Source organism: Brachybacterium ginsengisoli, assembly GCF_002407065.1.
GTDB lineage: Bacteria > Actinomycetota > Actinomycetes > Actinomycetales > Dermabacteraceae > Brachybacterium > Brachybacterium ginsengisoli.
The window spans coordinates 3,691,309-3,707,947 of the sequence record NZ_CP023564.1 but is presented as its reverse complement, the minus strand read 5'-3'; the positions used below and the strand labels follow the sequence as shown (position 1 = coordinate 3,707,947).

Below are 16,639 nucleotides of genomic sequence, written 5' to 3'. Positions count from 1 at the left end.
CGACGGCGTGCGACCGCCCGTCGGTCCGTCGGCGGGTCAGCGGTGCACGGGGTCCTTCGCACCGCCCGCGAGCAGCGCCTCCAGCTCGTCCCGGCGCGGCGCGCCCTCCCAGTCGCCGGGGCTCGTGCACACGAGCGCACCGCACGCGTTCGCCCTGGCCAGGCGGGCGTCGACGTCGAGGCCCTCCAGCTGGGCGCTGAGATAGCCCGCCACGAAGGCATCGCCCGCGCCCACGGTGTCGACCGCCTCGATCTGGTGGGCGGCGGCCTCGTGGACCACGCCGTCCGCCAAGGCGATCGCCCCGTCGGCGCCGAGCTTGAGCACCACCTGGCGACCCTCCTGCGCGAGCGCCTCGAGCAGGCCGCGATGGTCCTCCTCGGGCACACCCGGAGCGAGGGCGGCCAGCTCCTCCGGGCCGCCGACGAGGAGGTCCACCTGCTCCAGCAGCTCACCGAGCCGCTCGGCCAGCAGCTGCCGGGAGCCGAGCCGCGAGCGGTGGTTCACGTCCAGGCACACCGTCACCCCGGCCGCCGCCGCGCGGCGCACCGCGGTCAGCGCCGCCGACTGCGCGCTCTCCGACAGCAGCGAGGTGATCCCGCTGAGGTGCAGGACCTCCGCCTGCTCGATCAGGCCTTCGGGGAGGTCCTCCTCGGACAGGGCGGAGGCCGCCGAGCCGGCCCGGTAGTAGTCCACCCGGGTGCTCGTCGCGGTGGGTCGGGACTTCACCATCAGTCCCGTCGGCCGGGAGGGATCGGCCGCGCAGTGCACCTCGACGCCCTCGGCGCGGATCTCGCGCACCACCCGCAGCCCCAGCGGATCCTCGCCCACCCGGCTGATCCAGGCGGTCGGCACCCCCAGTCGGGACAGGCCGATCGCGAGGTTCGACTCGGCGCCGCCCACGGCGACGTCCACCGAGGCCAGATGCGCGAGCGAGCCGATCGACCCGCTGCGCAGCAGCGCCATGGTCTCGCCGAGCGTGACGACCCGTGCCGCGAAGGTCATGCCCCGGCCTCCCGCGTGGTGACGCCCACGAACTGCGCGGCCCGATCGGCCAGCGCGTCGAGGTTGCCGCCCGTCAGCGCGTCGCCCAGCAGCGGCCCGCCCACGGAGACGGCCTCGGCGCCGGCGCGCAGCCAGGCGCCGGCGGCCTCGAGGTCCACGCCGCCCGAGGGGATCACCTTGATGCCGGGGAACGGTCCGCGCAGGTCCTTGACGTAGCCGGGGCCCACCACGGAGGCGGGGAACACCTTGACCGCCGCCGCGCCGGCCGCCCAGCCCGCGTGCAGCTCGCTCGGCGTCAGACCGCCCGGCACCAGCGGGATGCCCGCCGTCGCAGCGGCCTCGAGGATGTCCGCGCGGGTGATGGGGGTGACGATGTAGTGCGCGCCGCGCTCCGCGGCGGTGACGAGATCGGCTGGATCTGTGACCGTGCCGATGCCGATGTCCATCCGGTCCCCGAAGCCCTCGAGCAGGGCCGGCAGCTCGTCGAGCGTGCCGGGGGTGGACAGGGTCAGCTCCACGGAGCGGATGCCGGCCCCGGCGAGGGTCTCGAGCACGGGCGCGTACTGCTCGGCCCGCTCACCGCGGATCACGACGACGAGGCGCGAGGCGGCGGTGCGCTCGGGGAGGGACGGGCGGTCGATGGCGGTCATGGCGGATCTCCTCGGGAGGGGCGGGATGAGCGGGGCGGAGCGGACGGTGCGCGCCGGCGGTGCGGCGCGGGTGCTCAGAGCTCCAGCAGCACCTTCGCGGAGCGGGAGGCGTCGCGGGCGGTGTCGAAGGCGGTCACGGCCTCGGCCGCGGGGATCGTCTGGGTGATGACGGCGTCGAAGCGGGCGTCCTCGGCGAGCAGCTCGATCGCCTCGTCGATCTCGGTGTCGAAGCGCTGGGTGCCCCGCAGCTGGACCTCCTTGGCGACCAGGGCGGCGAGGTTCACGGGGATCTCCGCATCGGGGAGGATCGCCACCTGCACGATGATCCCGGCGGGCCGCACGGCCTGCACCCCGGAGGAGAGGGAGACCGGCGCCGCGGAGCACTCGAGCACCACGTCGTAGGCGCTGGTCTCGGGGGAGTCCTCGGTGACCAGGATCGTGCGCTCCGCGCCGAGGGCGGCGGCGCGCTCGAGCGGCTCGGGTCGCACATCGGTGACGTCCACCGAGGCGGCGCCGCGGTGCAGCAGCGCTGCGACGGCGAGCAGCCCGATCGGCCCCGCGCCCAGGACCAGGCACGTCTTCCCGGTCACGTCGCCGGCGATGGTCACCGCGTGCAGCGCGACCGCGAACGGCTCGGCGAGGGCCCCGCGCTCCAGCGGCAGCGACTCCGGCAGGCGGCGCAGGGTCGAGCGCTCGACCACCAGGTGCTCGGCGGCGGCGCCCTGCTTGTGCGGGGTGACGCTCGCGCTGCCCAGGTAGTCGCCGCCGGGCCACAGGTGCGGGCGGTCCTCGATGCCGGGGCGGCTGGTGCCGTAGCGGGCGGGGTGCACGGTGACCGGCGTGCCCGGGGCGTACTCGCCGCTGGGGTCGAGGTCCACCACGGCGGAGAGCTCGTGCCCCGGGGTCAGGGGCTCGGTGATCACGAAGGCCCCGTTGGCGCCGTGGAAGTAGTAGTGCAGGTCCGAGCCGCAGATGCCCACGTAGCGGACGCGCAGGCGCACCTGGTCGGGGCCGGGCTCCACCTCGGCGGCGTCCTCCCAGCGGATGTCCTCGGCGGCGTGGATCGCGAGCTGCTTCATGAACGGTTCTCCTTGAGCGAGAGGGTGAGGGCCTCGGCGGCGGCGGCGCGCGGACCCGAGGTGACGAGGGTGGTCAGCAGGGCGCCGACGAGGTCGACGAAGCCGGACTCCTCCGCGAGCTCCGCGGAGAGGCAGCCGCTCTCGAGCAGCGCCCGGGCGTGCTCGGCCGGGGTCGCGGTGCCCGCGGCGATCTCCTGGAGCCGCGACTGGTCCGGATCGGTCATCGCCCGTGCCTGCTCGCCCGGCTCGAAGCCCCGGGGCGGGACCACGCAGGCGAACCAGGCGGCGACGGTGAGGGCCAGCAGCGCCGGCATCCGCCCGGCGCGCAGGTGCGCGAGCGCGGGCACCGGGATGCGCTGCGGCAGGCGCATCGACCCGTCGGAGCCCACCTGGCGGGTCCGGTGGCCGAGGTCGTGGTTGCGCCAGCGGTGGGTGAGGTCCTCGATGTAGCCGCCGACGTCGAAGCCCGAGGGCAGCTCGATCGTGGGCAGGTTCTCGTCGTGGATCAGCGCGAGGGTCGCCTCGGCGACCCAGTCCTCGGCGAAGGACTCCGGGATCGTGGTGCGCCCGTCGAGCGCGCCGAGGTAGGCGATCAGCGAGTGCGGGCCGTTGAGGATCCGCAGCTTGACCTGCTCGTACTTCTCGACCTCGTCGGAGAGGATCGCGCCGCCGCGCTCCCAGGCGGGCCGGCCCGCGGGGAAGTCGTCCTCGATGACCCACATGGAGAACTGCTCGGTGCGCACCGGGGCGTCGTCGCGCACGCCGAGCAGCCCGGCGACCTGCTCGGTGGTGCCCGGGGAGGTGGCCGGCACGATCCGGTCCACCATCGCGTCGGGGAAGGAGACGCCGGTGCGCACGTACTCCAGGACGTCCGCCGAGGCGCCGGAGTGCTCGAGGAACTCGGTGACCATGCGCCGGGCGGTCTGCCCGGCGGAGGCGACGTTGTCGCAGGGCAGCACCGTGAACGGCTCGCCACCGGCGGCGGCGCGGGCGGTGAGGCCCGCCCCGAGCAGCCCGATGACGGTGCGCGGCGCCGACGGGTCGGCGAGGTCGGAGCGCAGCAGCGGGGAGTCCACGTCCAGGTGACCGCTGCGCGGGGAGACGTAGTAGCCGCCCTCGGAGACGGTGAGGGTGAGGATGCGGCGGTGCGCGTCGGCGATCTCGCGGACCACGGCGCCGGGATCCTCCGTCATCACGCCGACGCCGCGGTGCACGTCCACGACGTCCGCGCGGGTGCCGGACTCGGAGAGCTCGAGCACGCTGTACAGGCCGTCCTGGCGGGACATCGCGTCGACCACGGAACGGGAGCGGTTCGCGAAGCCGATGATGCCCCAGTCGCCCTCCTCGGCGGCCAGCGCCCGGGCTGTGTGGACCGCCGCGTGGGCGCGGTGGAAGGCGCCCAGTCCCAGGTGGATGATGCCCGCGCGGGCCGGATCCTGCGGGGCGGAGGCCCCGAGCAGCGGCAGGCCCCCGAGGCGCGAGCGGCTCAGGGCGGGCGAGATGTCGGCATCCGGCACGGAGGACCTCCAGGTGTTCACGACGTCGCGCCGAGCGGGCCGGCAAGCAGGGAGCCGGACCGGCAGAGCACCGCACGTTTCATCATGCAAAACTACGATTTCGGGACTCGCAACAGTCTACAGGCCGACGGCGCGAGGATCCCAGGCTCTCACCCTCTGGCGTGCAGACCCGGCGGCTCGCCCCGGCCGGTCACGGGCCACCGTGGACAATGGAGCGGTGACCACGAGCAGCGCGACCACAGAGACCGTCCTGGCCCTGCTCCGCAGCGCGCCGCAGAGCGAGGAGCAGCTCGAGCAGCTCGCCCTCGAGGCGAAGACCCTCCCTCCGGGAGAGCTGGTCTACCTCGTCGAGACCCGGCCGGCGACGGAATCCGCGATCCTGTTCCGCGTCCTGGACAAGGATGCCGCGCTCGCCGTCTTCGAGGCGCTGCCGGCCACCCACCAGGCCGAGCTGATCTCCGGGCTGCGCACCCAGCAGGTCGCGGACATCATCGGCGACCTCGACCCCGACGACCGCGCCTCCCTGCTCGACGAGCTCCCCGCCTCCGTCGCCGAGCGTCTCATGCACGGCCTCGACCTCGACGAACGCGCCATGACCACGGCCGTGCTCGGCTATCCGCGCCACGCCATCGGCCGGTACATGTCCCCGGAGGTGCTCCCGCTGACCCCGGGCATGAGCGTGCGCGAGGCCCTCGCCCACGTGCGCACCCACGCGGAGCAGGCCGAGACGATCTACCTGCTCCCGGTGGTGGACCCCTCCCGCGTGCTGCTCGGCGTGGTGGGGCTGCGCCGCCTGCTGCTCGCCGAGGAGGAGGCCCTCGTGGGCGACCTCGCCCATGCGGCCGTCGCCGCCGAGGCCACCGACGACCGCGAGGACGCCGCGCGCCGCTTCTTCGCCGCCGAGCTGCTGGCCATGCCGATCGTGGACGGAGAGCAGCGCCTGGTCGGCATCCTCACCGTCGACGACGCCGTGGCCATCCTGGACCGCGAGAACCATGAGGACAGCGCCCGCACCAGCGGCACCGAGCCCCTGGACCGCGCCTACCTCTCCACCCCGATCCTGCGCGTGGTGCGCAGCCGCATCGTGTGGCTGCTGGTGCTCGCGATCTCTGCGATCCTCACCGTGCACGTGCTGGAGATCTTCGAGGACCGGCTCGACCAGGTGGTGATCCTGGCGCTGTTCATCCCGCTGCTGACCGGCACCGGCGGGAACACCGGCAACCAGGCCGCGACCACCGTGACCCGCGCGCTCGCCGTGGGCGAGGTGCGGCTGCGGGACCTGCCGCGGGTGGTGTGGCGCGAGCTGCGCATCGGCGCGGTGCTCGGCGCGGTGCTGGGCTCCCTCGGCCTGCTCGTCTCGGGGCTCGTCTACGGCCTCGCCATCGGCACCGTGATGGGCCTGACCCTGCTGTCCATCTGCACGATGGCCGCGATCGTGGGCGGTCTGATGCCGCTGATCGCGAAGAAGGTGGGCGCGGACCCGGCCGTCTTCTCCAACCCCTTCATCTCGACGTTCTGCGACGCCACCGGCCTGATCATCTACTTCACGATCGCGACGGCCGTGCTGGGGCTGTAGGCGGGGCGGAGGACTCCCGCACGCCCGGATCCGTGGAGAGCCGCGCCGTGGATCCGTTCGGCGGGACCGCTCGAGCGATTCTCAGGCACGCTCCAGTCGGGCCCGGTCGTCCGAGTGCCAGCGCACGTCGGCGTTGTCGGTGAAGGAGAGGCCGACGACCTGGTACTTGTCGCTCTTCATGTAGGGGCGTAGCTCGTGATGGTCGCAGTGAAGCGGGTCGACAGGGAATCGCCAGGAATAGCTCTCCTGGGGTGCGTGCTCGACGTAGAAGACCCCTGGTGGGAGGATCTTCAAGGTCAGCGGGGAGGCCTCTTTCCCGTGGAGCCGCACCTGGATGTCGACGTCATGAAAGGTCGATCCCGAGGTATTCGACAGGATCACCCCGTAGGAGCGCGATGTCGGGTCGGGATCGGTGACTGTCCAGACGGTGAGCTGGCGTGCCTGCTCCCGCGTGTCTCGCTCCTGCTCCTCCTTCCGCCTGCCGCGCTCCAGAAGGAACTGCGATGCCGCGACCACTATCGCGAGCGTCGTCAGCCAGGTGGGGAGATCGCCCCAGAACCCCATGATGTACCCCTCGTCGTCTCAGGTGCGCGGAGCCGTGTGCTCACGCGGCCTGCGACCAACGTACGCAGGGGAGGGTCGACGAGAGGTGTCGACGGAGTGGACGTCAGCAGACGGCACCGCCAACACGATGTGACGCCGTTCCCGATGGCGCGACGACGAACCCCGCAGGGCGCTCGGGCTCGACCGTGCCCAGGTGGAGCATGTGCGGCCCGTCCAGCGTGCCCAGGTGCACCAGCTCCTGGGACTACTGCGGGATCGCGACCCCAGACGGCAGGTCTGGTCCGAGGCGGCCTTTTCGGCGAAGCCCCGATGCATCAGCGCGCGCAGCAGCAGGTGCGCCTCCGTGCATCTCGCGGGGACGCCTCTTCCTGTGTGCAGCAGGTCAGACGAGGGAGACGACCCCGTAGATGACCAGGACCAGCGCGAATCCGGCGACGGACTCGATGGTCTGCTGCACCGTCCAGGTGCGGAGGGTGGTCTTCACATCGATGCGGAGGAGCCTGGAGACGAGCCAGAACCCCGAGTCGTTGACGTGCCCGGCCAGCACGGAGCCTGCGGCCAGGGCGAGCACGACGCAAGCCACCTGCAGCTCGTTCAGATCGCTCGCGAGCACACCCGGAGCGACCAGCGCGGCGGCGGTGGTGAGCGCGACGGTCGCCGACCCCTGGGCGATGCGGATCGCCGCGGCGATGAGGTAGGCCGCCAGGATCAGCGGAATGCCGACCGCTGCGAGGGAGTCGGCGATCGCGTCACCGATCCCGGTGGCCCGCAGCACGCCGCCGAACATTCCTCCTGCGCCGGTGATGAGGATGACCGAGCAGACCGGGCCGAGGGCGTTCTCGAGCGTCCGCTCGATCGCCGTCCCGCTCCTGCCGCGGCGGAACCCGAGCAGGACCGTCGTGGCGATGACGGCGATCAGCAGCGCGACCGGGGTCTGGCCGAGCATCCGCAGGGCCTCGACCCAGCTCGCCCCGGCATCCACCACGCCGGCGCTGCCGAGGCCGTCCAGGCCCGTGTTGAGGAGGATCAGGAAGAGCGGGAGGAGCAGCAGGAACACCACGGTCCCCGCCCCAGGGGGATTCTCGATCTCCTCCTCCTCGCCGGTCATCGTGCCGAAGACCGCATCCGGCACATCCACGACGAAGCGGCGGGCGACGACCTTCCCCCACAGGTGGCCGGAGAGGAACCAGACCGGGAACACGACGAGGAGGCCGAGCAGCAGCACGTACCCGAGATTCGCCTCGACGAACTCCGTCGCCGCGACGGGTCCGGGATGCGGCGGCAGGAACACGTGCATCGTGGACAGGGCGGCCGCCACCGGGAGTCCGATGGCGAGCAGGTTCATCCCGAGTCGCCGGGCGACGGCGTAGACGATCGGGATCATCAGCACGAATCCCGCATCCATGAAGATGGGGAAGCCGATGAACAGCGAGGCGATGCCGAGGGCGAAGGGGGCACGCCGCTCGCCGAAGATGCCGATCATCTTCTCGGCGAGGGCACGAGCGCCCCCTGACGTCTCCACGAGCGCGCCGAGCATCGCTCCGATCGCCACCAGGAGCGCGACGTTCCCGAGGGTGCTCCCGAAGCCGGCGACGAGCGTGTCCACGACGTTGCCGACGGGGATGCCGGCTGCGAGCGCGGTGAGGAGGCTGACGATGATGAGCGCCAGGAAGGCATGCACCTTGAAGCGCATCACCAGCAGCAGCAGAAGGAGGACGGCGACGACCGCGACGCCGATGAGGCCGCCCGTGCCGAGCCAGCTCTCCCAGCCGGTCTCTTCCATCCACTCCATCGTGGTTCCTTTCTGTCGGGCAGATCAGCAGCGACCGCCCAGGTGGGGTCCGGGGTCGGTCAGGCGATGTGCGAGCCGCCGTTGACGTCGTAGGTGACGCCCGTGAGGTAGCCGCCCTCCCGGCCGAGGAGGAAGTTGATGACGCCGGCGACGTCGTCGACGGTGCCGACGCGGCCCACGGGGAGCTCCTTGAGGAGGAACTCCTTGCGCTCATCGGTCAGGCGGCCGCCCATGATGTCGGTGTCGATCGACCCCGGCGAGACGGTGTTGGCCGTGATCCCGTAGGGCCCGAGCTCCCGCGCGAGGGTCTTGGCGATCCCCATGAGCGCGGCCTTGGAGCCGGAGTACGCCGCACGCCCGTACACCCCGCCGCCCCGCTGAGCAGAGGCGCTCGCGATGTTCACGATGCGGCCGAGGGAGTGCTTCACCATGATCGGAGCGACAGCGCGCGTCACGTGGAAGGTGCCGTTGACGTTGACGTCGATGACACGCTTCCACTCCTCCGACGTGACCTCGAGGAACGGGACGGGCGACGAGACCCCGGCATTGTTGACGAGCCCGACGATCTGCGGGAGCTCGGCCTCGATGCGGGAGACGGCGTCCCCCACCGCGCTCTCGTCGCTGATGTCGACCCCGAGGCCGAGGGCGGGGACGCCGTGCCGCTCGGCGACCTCCGCCGCGACGCCCTCGCTGGCCGCCTGGTCGAGATCGACCACCGCGACGGCCCAGCCGTCCTCGGCGAGTCGATGAGCGGTCGCGCGACCGATGCCGCGCGGTGACGCGGCCCCGGTGACGATCGCGGTCGGGGTGGTGGGGAATTCGGATGCCGGATAGGGCGTCAGCGCCATGCGACTGCCTCCTTGCAGTGGGACGTCATGTGATCCCAGATGCTACACAATATACAATCGGGATCGATGGTCGTCCTGCACCGCGCGACGCGGAGGGGCGAACAGCACGCCCGGCACGCTGAGCGCCATCGGCGAGGCCATCGCCCTGGCCGAACGGGCGGGGGTGGACCCGACACGGCTCGTCCAGGTGCTCGAGGGCGGGCTCGCGTCCAGCGCAGTACTCTCCCTGACGACGGAGAAGCTGCTCGCGGGTGACGGCAGCTCGGGCGGAAGCGCAGGCGACCAACGGGATCGGGAGGCGAGGCAGGCCATGACGGATGAGACGGTGGTGCGGGTTCCGCTGACCGATGCGGTCCACGATCGGCTCCTGGAGATGATCATGGACGGTTCCCTCGCCCCCGGGGCACCGCTTCGCGTCCAGGCCCTGGCGGCACGGCTCGGGGTGAGCCAGACCCCGATCAGAGAATCCCTCGGGCGACTTGCCGGATCCCACCTCGTTCTCCGTTCGCCGATGCGCGGCTACACGGTCGCGCCCCTCCTCTCCGGCGAGGAGGTCGTCGACCTCATGCACGCGCGTCTGCTCCTCGAATCGGAGATCGCCGCCCAGGCCGCAGGCGCGGAGGGGCTCGACGACGCCCTACGGGAGAACCTCGACCGCTCCCGACGCGTGAGCGTCGGGCCGACCTATGAGGACTATCGCGAGTACCTGGAGCTGAGCGCCGAGTTCCACACGCTCATCGGTGAGGCGTGCGAGAACAGGTTCCTCCGCTCCGCGCTGGACTCGCTGCCCGTCCACGTGCAGCGCTTCCGTCTGTTCGGGCCCGAGGGGGTCGATGACGTCGAGGTGTCCCTCGCCGAGCACGACGCGGTGCGCCGTGCTCTCGCCACCGGCGACCCGGCGCGTGCGCGTCACGCCGTGGAGGAGCACATCCGAGGTGTCGAGGCGAGGTCACGACTCTCCCTCGACCGCTGACGGGCGTGCGCGCCGGGGCGGGGACGCCGGGGTCCTGATCACCACCCGGACCGACCGTGTGTCGAGAACCCTTCCCGATAGACTTCGAGATCGATCGTCCGATCGCGGGCGGCACCGACGTCCTCGACTCGCCGGAGAGATCACATGACGCCCCCGCCCCGCAGCAGACAGCGCCTCGAGAGCGGGTGGCGCTTCCAGCGGATCGCCCCCGACCAGGTGGATCACGCCCTGGACTACATCCCCTGGCCGGAGCTCGGCGCCGCCGAGGACGGCAAGGACGCCGACGCCCGCCCCGAGCAGGTGCGCCACGACGCGGCGGACACCGGTCTGCGGCCGTGGATCCTGCCCACCGCGTCCCCCTTCGTCCATGACCCGTCGGCCCGCGCCGAGCGGCCGGAGGGTGCACCGCCCGTCCGGCCCCGAGCTGCCGACCCCGGCACCGACGACGCCGACTGGCAGCAGGTCACCGTGCCCCATGACTGGGCGATCGCCGGCCCCTTCCTGGTGGAGGGCCCGCACGGCGGCATGGGGCGCCTGGAGAGCTGGGGAGTGGGCTGGTACCGCCGTGACCTGGAGATCCTCGCCGAGGACACGGGCCGATCGATCCACCTGGAGATCGACGGGGCGATGTCCTACGCCTCGGTGTGGCTCAACGGCACCCTGGTGGGCGGCTGGCCCTACGGCTACACCAGCTGGCGCCTGGACCTCACGCCCCACGTGCGGCCGGGCGAGCGGAACCTGCTGGCGATCCGGCTGGACAACCCGCCGCGCTCGGCCCGCTGGTACCCCGGCGGAGGGCTCTTCCGCGACGTCCACCTGGTGCGCACCGCCCCGGTCGCCGTCGGCCACTGGGGCACGACGATCACCACCCACGAGGTCAGCGAGGACTCCGCCGACGTCGACGTCGAGGTGAGGCTCGTGAACGCCGGCTCGCAGCCGGTCGCCGTGCAGGTCGAGACCGAGATCCACACGATCCCCGACGGGAGCGGCATGCCCGGCACCGGATCGCCGGCGGGCACCCTCGTCGCGACCACGGGACCGGGCACCGCCGACGTCGGCCCCGGCGCCGAGGCCACCCTCTCCGGATCGGCCAGCATCCAGCGGCCTGCGCTGTGGGGACCGCCGCCCACCCAGCGGCCCCACCGCCACCTCGCCGTCACCACGGTGCGGCAGGGCGGCGAGGTGGTGGACCAGGTCCGCACCCCCTTCGGCGTGCGCCGGATCGAGTTCGACGCCGACGAGGGACTGCTCGTCAACGGCGAGCGGATCCGGATCCAGGGCGTGAACAACCACCACGACCTCGGGTCCCTGGGTGCGGCCTTCCACGAGCGCGCGGCCGAGCGGCAGCTCGAGATCCTGCAGGAGATGGGCGCGAACGCGCTGCGCACGGCGCACAACCCGCCCGCTCCCGAGCTGCTGGACCTCACCGACCGGATGGGGATCCTGGTGCTCGACGAGGTGTTCGACTCCTGGTACGCCCGCAAGACCGACCTCGACTTCCATCTGATCTTCGAGGACTGGCACGAGGCGGACCTGCGGGCGATGATCCGCCGCGACCGCCACCACCCCTCGGTGATCCTGTGGGGGATCGGCAACGAGGTCGGCGAGCAGTACACGGAGGAGGAGGGCGCGCTGGTCGCCCGGCGCCTGGTGGAGATCGCGCATCAGGAGGACCCGAGCCGCCTGACCACGACCGCGATGAACTACGCCAAGCCGCACATGCCGCTGCCGGCCGAGGTGGACGTCATCGGCATCAACTACCAGGGCGAGGGGATCCGGCAGGAGCCGATCTTCGAGGGCACCGACCGGATCCGCACCCCACCCCAGTACCCGCTCTTCCGGGAGGCGTTCCCCCGCACGCCGATGCTCGGCACTGAGACCGCCTCGGCGCTGTCCACCCGCGGCACCTACCTCTTCCCCGTGGCGGAGGAGCAGAGCGGCCCGGCCCGGGACGGCCGCGGAGCCGACGACGCGAGCTGCACCGTCAGCGCCTACGAGCTCCACGCCGTGGACTTCGGGTCCACGGCGGAGAAGGTCTTCGCCTCCCTCGAGAGCCACCCCTACGTGGCCGGGGAGTTCGTCTGGACCGGCTTCGACTACCTGGGCGAGCCCACCCCGTACTACTCGGCCCGCAGCTCGTACACCGGCATCGTGGACCTCGCCGGCTTCCCCAAGGATCGTTTCTGGCTGTACCGCTCGCAGTGGCGGCCGGAGGTGCCCACCGCGCACCTGCTGCCGCACTGGACCTGGCCGGGCCGGGAGGGCGAGGTGACGCCCGTGCACGTGTTCACCTCGGGCGACGAGGCCGAGCTGTTCGTGGACGGCGTCTCCCAGGGCCGCCGCCGGAAGCAGCCCGGGCAGTTCCGCCTGCGCTGGGACGAGACCGTCTACACGCCGGGCGAGGTGCGGGTGCAGGTCTATCGGGACGGTGCGCCGTGGGCCGAGGACGTGGTCCGCACCGCCGGTGCCCCCGCCCACCTCGAGCTCACCGCCGACCGCAGCGCGATCACGGCCGACGGGCGCGACCTCGTCCACGTCTCCGCCCGTGTGCTCGACGCCGACGGGGTCGAGGTGCCCACTGCCACCGACCTGCTGCGCTTCGCCGTCGAGGGCCCGGGCCGGATCCTCGCCACCGACAACGGCGACCCCACCGACATGACCGCGTTCCCCTCGCCGGAGCGTCGGGCGTTCAGCGGCAGGGCGCTCGCCGTCGTCGCCGCCGAGCGCGGGGCCGACGGCACGCTCCGCGTGAGCGCGAGCGCCGAGGGCCTGCAGGGCGACGAGGTGCTCGTCCAGCTCGCACGGAGCCCCCGCCCCGGCGGCAGGACCGCGGGGACGGGGGCTGGGGAGCGCTGAGCCTGTCGGTTCTGAGCCCGTGCGGGCTCAGGCCGTGCGGCCGGTGAGCTCCCGGGCGTGCTTCTGCGCGTCCAGCGCCAGCTCCACGGCCTTGAAGGCATGCGCCTGGGTCATGGCGTTCTCGGTGCGGTTGAGCACGTCGAGGATCAGCTCGCCGAAGAAGGGGTGGCCCACCTGGCCGGAGGCCTTGATCCGGTGCTCGCCCTCGCCGTCGACGAGGATGACCTGGCCGCCGCCGTTGTCGGTGGTGACGTCGATGTACTTGCGCAGCTCGATGTACCCCTCGGTGCCGAGGATGAAGGTGCGGCCGTCGCCCCAGGTGCCCAGGCCCTTCGGGGTGAACCAGTCCACGCGCACGAACCCGGTCGCGCCGGAGGAGAGCGCGATGTGGGCGTCGCCGTAGTCGTCCAGCTCGGGGTGCTCGGGGTTGCCGAAGTTGCCGATCGAGGAGGAGAGCAGCTCGGCGTCGTCGGAGCCGGTGAAGGCGAGCATCTGCTCGAAGTTGTGGCTGCCGATGTCGGTGAGGATGCCGCCGTAGCGGGCGCGCTCGAAGAACCAGTCGGGGCGGGTGGCGGGATCGCCGATGCGGTGCGGGCCCATGCCCTGGACCTGCAGCACCTTCCCGATCGCGCCGCGGTCGATGAGCTGGCCGGCGAGCACCGCGGCCTCGACGTGGATCCGCTCGGAGTAGTACACGGCGTACTTCCTGCCGGTGCGCTCCACGGCGGCCTTCGCCTCGGCGAGCTGCTCGTGGGTGGTCAGCGGGGTCTTGTCGGTGAAGTAGTCCTTGCCGGCCTCCATCACGCGGATGCCCAGCGGGGCGCGGTCCACGGGGATCGCCGCCGCGGCGACGAGGTGCACCTCGGGATCGGCGAGCACCTCCTCCTCGCTGGAGGCGACGGTGACCTGCGGGAACTGCTCCTTGAACGCGGCGGCGCGCTCGGGCTGGGGGTCGTAGACCCACTTCAGGGTCGCGCCGGCGTCCAGGAGGCCCTGGGTCATGCCTCCGATGTGGCCGTGGTCGAGGTGCATCGCGGCGAACACGAACTCGCCGGGCTCGACGACCGGCTTCGGCATCGAGTCCGGTGCGTAGTTGGCTCCTTCGGAGACGGCCATGGGGGTCCTTTCGACGGGTGATCAGGAGATCCGATGAACAGGTCTGCTGCGGCAGAGGCGCTGCGGGGGAGGGGCGGTGTGGCTGCCACGGGTCACGACCGCGCCGTCGCGGACTGGAGCGGTCCCCCTCGGCGCACTGCCCAGAAGTGTCCTGCACCACGGGGCCGACGGCAGGGGTGTGCCGGGTGTTGCCAGGGTCCGGATGCCTCGCGACCCTGGTCCGACGTGCGCCGACGGTGCTTGCTACCGTTCGCTGCGTGGACCTCTTCTCCCTCAGCTGGACCGCGCTGCTCACCGCGGCGACCGGTCTGCCGGACCGCGCCCTCGCCCGGCCCTCCGGCTGCCGGGGATGGCTGGTGCGGGATCTGCTCGGCCACCTCGTCATCGACGCGCAGGACGTGCTCATCACCCTCGCCACCCCGGCGGAGACGGCGCCCACCGCCGATGCGCTGAGCTACTGGACCCCGAGCCCCACCGCTCCGGACGGCACCGATCCGCTGGACGCGCTCACCGTGCGCCTCGCGGCCGCCTACGAGGAGCCCTCGCTGCTGCGGGACCACCTCGGGGACGTCGGCGGCGCCGCCGGCCGCGCCGCCCTGCTCGCCCATCCGGACCTGCCGGTCTCCACCCAGGGCATGACCCTCACGGTGCGCGACTACCTGGGCGCCTACGTGCTCGAGTGGACGCTCCACCACCTGGACCTGATCGCCCACCTCGATCCCGCGGGCGCCCCGCCCGGCCCGCCCGGCGAGGGCCTGGCCGAGACGCGGGACATGCTCGAACGTCGGATCCGGCTCCGGCTGCCGGCGACCTGGACCGACGCCGACGCCCTGCGGATCGCGACCGGCCGCCAGGAGCCGTCGGCCCAGCAGCGGACGGAGCTCGACGCCCTCGGCCCGCGCGCACAGATGCTGCCGCTCTCCCTCGGCTGAGCCCATCGTGTCCTGCCGTGCCAGGACGAGGTCGTGACCTGGCGCAACTCGGTGAGGTCCGAGCGCCGGGCCGGGTCTATCGTGGTTGGACTCCACACTGCGGTGCTCGCGCACACCGCGTCCGGACCCGGTGCCCGCCGCGGGCACGGGAAAGGCCACCGTGATCGATGCGCTCGAGGGGAGCCCGCTCCTCACGCTCTTCCTGGTCGTCGCCTCCGGCGCGCTGCTCGGGGCGATCCCCTTCGGCAGGATCCGACTGGGCGCCGCGGGGGCCCTGTTCACCGGGCTCCTCCTCTCCGCGCTCGCCCCGCACCTCGGCGCCGGGATGGAGATCGTGCAGACCCTGGGACTGGCGCTGTTCGTCTACACCGTCGGGATCTCCGCCGGGGCCACGTTCTTCGGCACCCTGAACCGTCAGCTGCCGCTGCTGGCGGCGGCCACCCTCGGCACGGTCATCGCCGCTGCCCTCACCCTGCTGCTCGGCGGGGCGCTGGGTCTGGAACGGGATCTGTCCCTGGGCCTGTTCACCGGTGCCCTCACCGCCGCCCCGGCCCTCGACGCCGCCGCCCGTCTGACCGGGACCGCCGGACCGTCGGTCGGCTACTCCTTCGGGTATCCCATCGGCGTGATCGTGGGCATCGTGCTGGTCTCCAGCATCGTCACCCGCGCCTGGCCGGGCCGGAAGGACACCCCGGCCCTGGCGGGCACCAGCTTGTCCTCCCGCACGGTGCGCGTGGCGAAGGACGTGAACCTGCGCGATGTGCCCCAGTGGCACGAGCAGCGCGTGCGCTTCTCCTACCTGCGCCGGGAGGGGACGGTGCGGGTGATCGTGCCGGGCGAGGACCTCCTGGCCGGGGACGAGGTGGTCGCCGTCGGCATGCCCGACCAGGTCGAGGAGGTGACCGCGGAGCTCGGCGAGACCAGCGACCGGCACGTCGCCCATGACCGCTCCCTGGTGGAGTTCACCCGCCTCACCGTCTCCAACCCGGACCTCGCCTCCCGCTCGATCGCCGAGCTGAACCTGCCGGTGCGCTTCGGCGCGGTGGTCACCCGGGTGCGGCGCGGCGACCTCGAGCTCCTCGCCCGGGACGACCTCGTGCTGGAGCCCGGGGACCGGATCGCGGTGGTGGTGGACCGCCGCCGCCTCGACGCCGTCCACACCTTCCTCGGCGACTCGGACCGCAAGGCCGGCGAGCTCGACGTGCTCTCCCTGGGCCTCGGCCTGGTGCTCGGCGTTGCCCTCGGCCTGGTGACCCTGCCGATGCCCGGCGGCGGCAGCTTCGCGCTGGGACCGGCCGCCGGCCCGCTCCTGGTGGGCATGGTGCTGGGGGCCCTGCGTCGCACGGGCCCGGTGGTGTGGGCGCTGCCGGGCAGCGCGAACCGCACCTTGCGCCAGCTGGGGCTGCTGCTGTTCCTCGCCGGTCTCGGCCTCACCGCCGGGCCCGAGGTCGCCGCGATGCTCGCCTCGCCCACGGCCTGGCGTGCGGCGGTGCTCGCCGCGGCCGTCTCGGCGCTGAGCTGCCTGGCACTGGTGATCGCCGGGCGCTGGGTGCTGGACCTCTCCGCCCCGCGCGCCGCGGGCGCGGTCGCCGGGTTCCTCGGCCAGCCGGCGGTGCTCGAGGCGGCCGGTGCCCGACGGGCCGACGACCGCATCGAGGCCGCCTACGCGACGCTCTTCGCCTTCTCGATCGTCGTGAAGATCCTGCTGGTCCCCGTGCTCTGGAACCTCTGACC

Annotated in this window: 13 protein-coding genes; 5 read left to right on the top strand and 8 right to left on the bottom strand. The window is 72.6% G+C overall.

Features of this window, described 5'->3' with window-relative positions:
• Positions 1-36: 36 nt before the first annotated feature.
• The 4 genes from CFK41_RS16550 to CFK41_RS16535 all read right to left on the bottom strand — a co-directional run bounded on the left by CFK41_RS16550 (position 37) and on the right by CFK41_RS16535 (position 4,248).
• Entirely contained in the window at positions 37-1,002 is a 966-nt protein-coding gene (locus CFK41_RS16550) for a sugar kinase (RefSeq protein WP_096800668.1), read from the bottom strand.
• Positions 999-1,652, bottom strand: a complete 654-nt coding sequence (locus CFK41_RS16545) for a bifunctional 4-hydroxy-2-oxoglutarate aldolase/2-dehydro-3-deoxy-phosphogluconate aldolase (protein ID WP_096800667.1) — start codon at positions 1,650-1,652, stop codon at positions 999-1,001. The genes CFK41_RS16550 and CFK41_RS16545 overlap by 4 nt, the downstream gene beginning before the upstream one ends.
• Before the next feature lie 74 nt (positions 1,653-1,726).
• On the bottom strand, positions 1,727-2,731 hold the full coding sequence (locus CFK41_RS16540) for an L-idonate 5-dehydrogenase (RefSeq protein WP_096800666.1): 1,005 nt from the start codon (positions 2,729-2,731) through the stop codon (positions 1,727-1,729).
• Positions 2,728-4,248, bottom strand: coding sequence for a mannitol dehydrogenase family protein (locus tag CFK41_RS16535; RefSeq protein ID WP_227873127.1), 1,521 nt, complete (start codon positions 4,246-4,248; stop codon positions 2,728-2,730). The genes CFK41_RS16540 and CFK41_RS16535 overlap by 4 nt, the downstream gene beginning before the upstream one ends.
• 217 nt (positions 4,249-4,465) lie before the next feature.
• Here CFK41_RS16535 and mgtE point away from each other — a divergent pair, with 217 nt between their 5' ends.
• On the top strand, positions 4,466-5,824 hold the full coding sequence (mgtE, locus tag CFK41_RS16530) for a magnesium transporter (protein ID WP_096800665.1): 1,359 nt from the start codon (positions 4,466-4,468) through the stop codon (positions 5,822-5,824).
• 81 nt (positions 5,825-5,905) lie between these two features.
• Here mgtE and CFK41_RS16525 read toward each other — a convergent pair whose 3' ends face one another.
• The 3 genes from CFK41_RS16525 to CFK41_RS16515 all read right to left on the bottom strand — a co-directional run bounded on the left by CFK41_RS16525 (position 5,906) and on the right by CFK41_RS16515 (position 9,028).
• Complete coding sequence (locus tag CFK41_RS16525) at positions 5,906-6,388, bottom strand: hypothetical protein (protein WP_096800664.1); 483 nt, start codon at positions 6,386-6,388, stop codon at positions 5,906-5,908.
• Between the two features lie 382 nt (positions 6,389-6,770).
• Entirely contained in the window at positions 6,771-8,180 is a 1,410-nt protein-coding gene (locus CFK41_RS16520) for a GntP family permease (RefSeq protein ID WP_407641125.1), read from the bottom strand.
• Positions 8,181-8,239: 59 nt separating this feature from the next.
• Positions 8,240-9,028 carry an SDR family NAD(P)-dependent oxidoreductase gene (locus tag CFK41_RS16515; RefSeq protein ID WP_096800663.1) on the bottom strand — a complete coding sequence of 263 codons (789 nt, stop codon included), beginning with the start codon at positions 9,026-9,028 and terminating at the stop codon, positions 8,240-8,242.
• Here CFK41_RS16515 and CFK41_RS16510 point away from each other — a divergent pair.
• Together CFK41_RS16510 and galB are read left to right on the top strand one after the other, a co-directional pair.
• Positions 9,027-10,001 (top strand): FCD domain-containing protein, encoded by a 975-nt coding sequence (locus CFK41_RS16510; protein WP_096800662.1) that lies wholly within the window; start codon positions 9,027-9,029, stop codon positions 9,999-10,001. The genes CFK41_RS16515 and CFK41_RS16510 overlap by 2 nt on opposite strands.
• Positions 10,002-10,145: 144 nt before the next feature.
• Positions 10,146-12,857 (top strand): beta-galactosidase GalB, encoded by a 2,712-nt coding sequence (gene galB, locus CFK41_RS16505; RefSeq protein ID WP_096800661.1) that lies wholly within the window; start codon positions 10,146-10,148, stop codon positions 12,855-12,857.
• 27 nt (positions 12,858-12,884) lie between these two features.
• Here the strand turns inward: galB and CFK41_RS16500 are convergent, their stop codons facing one another.
• The gene (locus CFK41_RS16500) at positions 12,885-13,973 is read right to left on the bottom strand and encodes a Gfo/Idh/MocA family protein (protein ID WP_096800660.1); all 1,089 of its coding nucleotides are present in this window, start codon (positions 13,971-13,973) and stop codon (positions 12,885-12,887) included.
• Positions 13,974-14,230: 257 nt separating this feature from the next.
• On the opposite strand from CFK41_RS16500, the gene CFK41_RS16495 reads away from it, so the two are divergent.
• Together CFK41_RS16495 and CFK41_RS16490 are read left to right on the top strand one after the other, a co-directional pair.
• Entirely contained in the window at positions 14,231-14,905 is a 675-nt protein-coding gene (locus CFK41_RS16495) for a maleylpyruvate isomerase N-terminal domain-containing protein (RefSeq protein WP_096800659.1), read from the top strand.
• Between the two features lie 160 nt (positions 14,906-15,065).
• Positions 15,066-16,637, top strand: a complete 1,572-nt coding sequence (locus CFK41_RS16490; RefSeq protein WP_096801148.1) for an aspartate-alanine antiporter-like transporter — start codon at positions 15,066-15,068, stop codon at positions 16,635-16,637.
• Positions 16,638-16,639: the final 2 nt, after the last annotated feature.

Excerpts from the sequence above, each read along its gene's own strand:
- CFK41_RS16550 (WP_096800668.1), bottom strand. The coding sequence starts at position 1,002 with ATGACCTTCGCGGCACGGGTCGTCACGCTCGGCGAGACCATGGCGCTG.
- CFK41_RS16545 (WP_096800667.1), bottom strand. The coding sequence starts at position 1,652 with ATGACCGCCATCGACCGCCCGTCCCTCCCCGAGCGCACCGCCGCCTCG.
- CFK41_RS16540 (WP_096800666.1), bottom strand. The coding sequence starts at position 2,731 with ATGAAGCAGCTCGCGATCCACGCCGCCGAGGACATCCGCTGGGAGGAC.
- CFK41_RS16525 (WP_096800664.1), bottom strand. The coding sequence starts at position 6,388 with ATGGGGTTCTGGGGCGATCTCCCCACCTGGCTGACGACGCTCGCGATA.
- CFK41_RS16520 (WP_407641125.1), bottom strand. The coding sequence starts at position 8,180 with ATGGAGTGGATGGAAGAGACCGGCTGGGAGAGCTGGCTCGGCACGGGC.
- CFK41_RS16510 (WP_096800662.1), top strand. The coding sequence starts at position 9,027 with ATGCGACTGCCTCCTTGCAGTGGGACGTCATGTGATCCCAGATGCTAC.
- CFK41_RS16515 (WP_096800663.1), bottom strand. The coding sequence starts at position 9,028 with ATGGCGCTGACGCCCTATCCGGCATCCGAATTCCCCACCACCCCGACC.
- galB (WP_096800661.1), top strand. The coding sequence starts at position 10,146 with ATGACGCCCCCGCCCCGCAGCAGACAGCGCCTCGAGAGCGGGTGGCGC.
- CFK41_RS16500 (WP_096800660.1), bottom strand. The coding sequence starts at position 13,973 with ATGGCCGTCTCCGAAGGAGCCAACTACGCACCGGACTCGATGCCGAAG.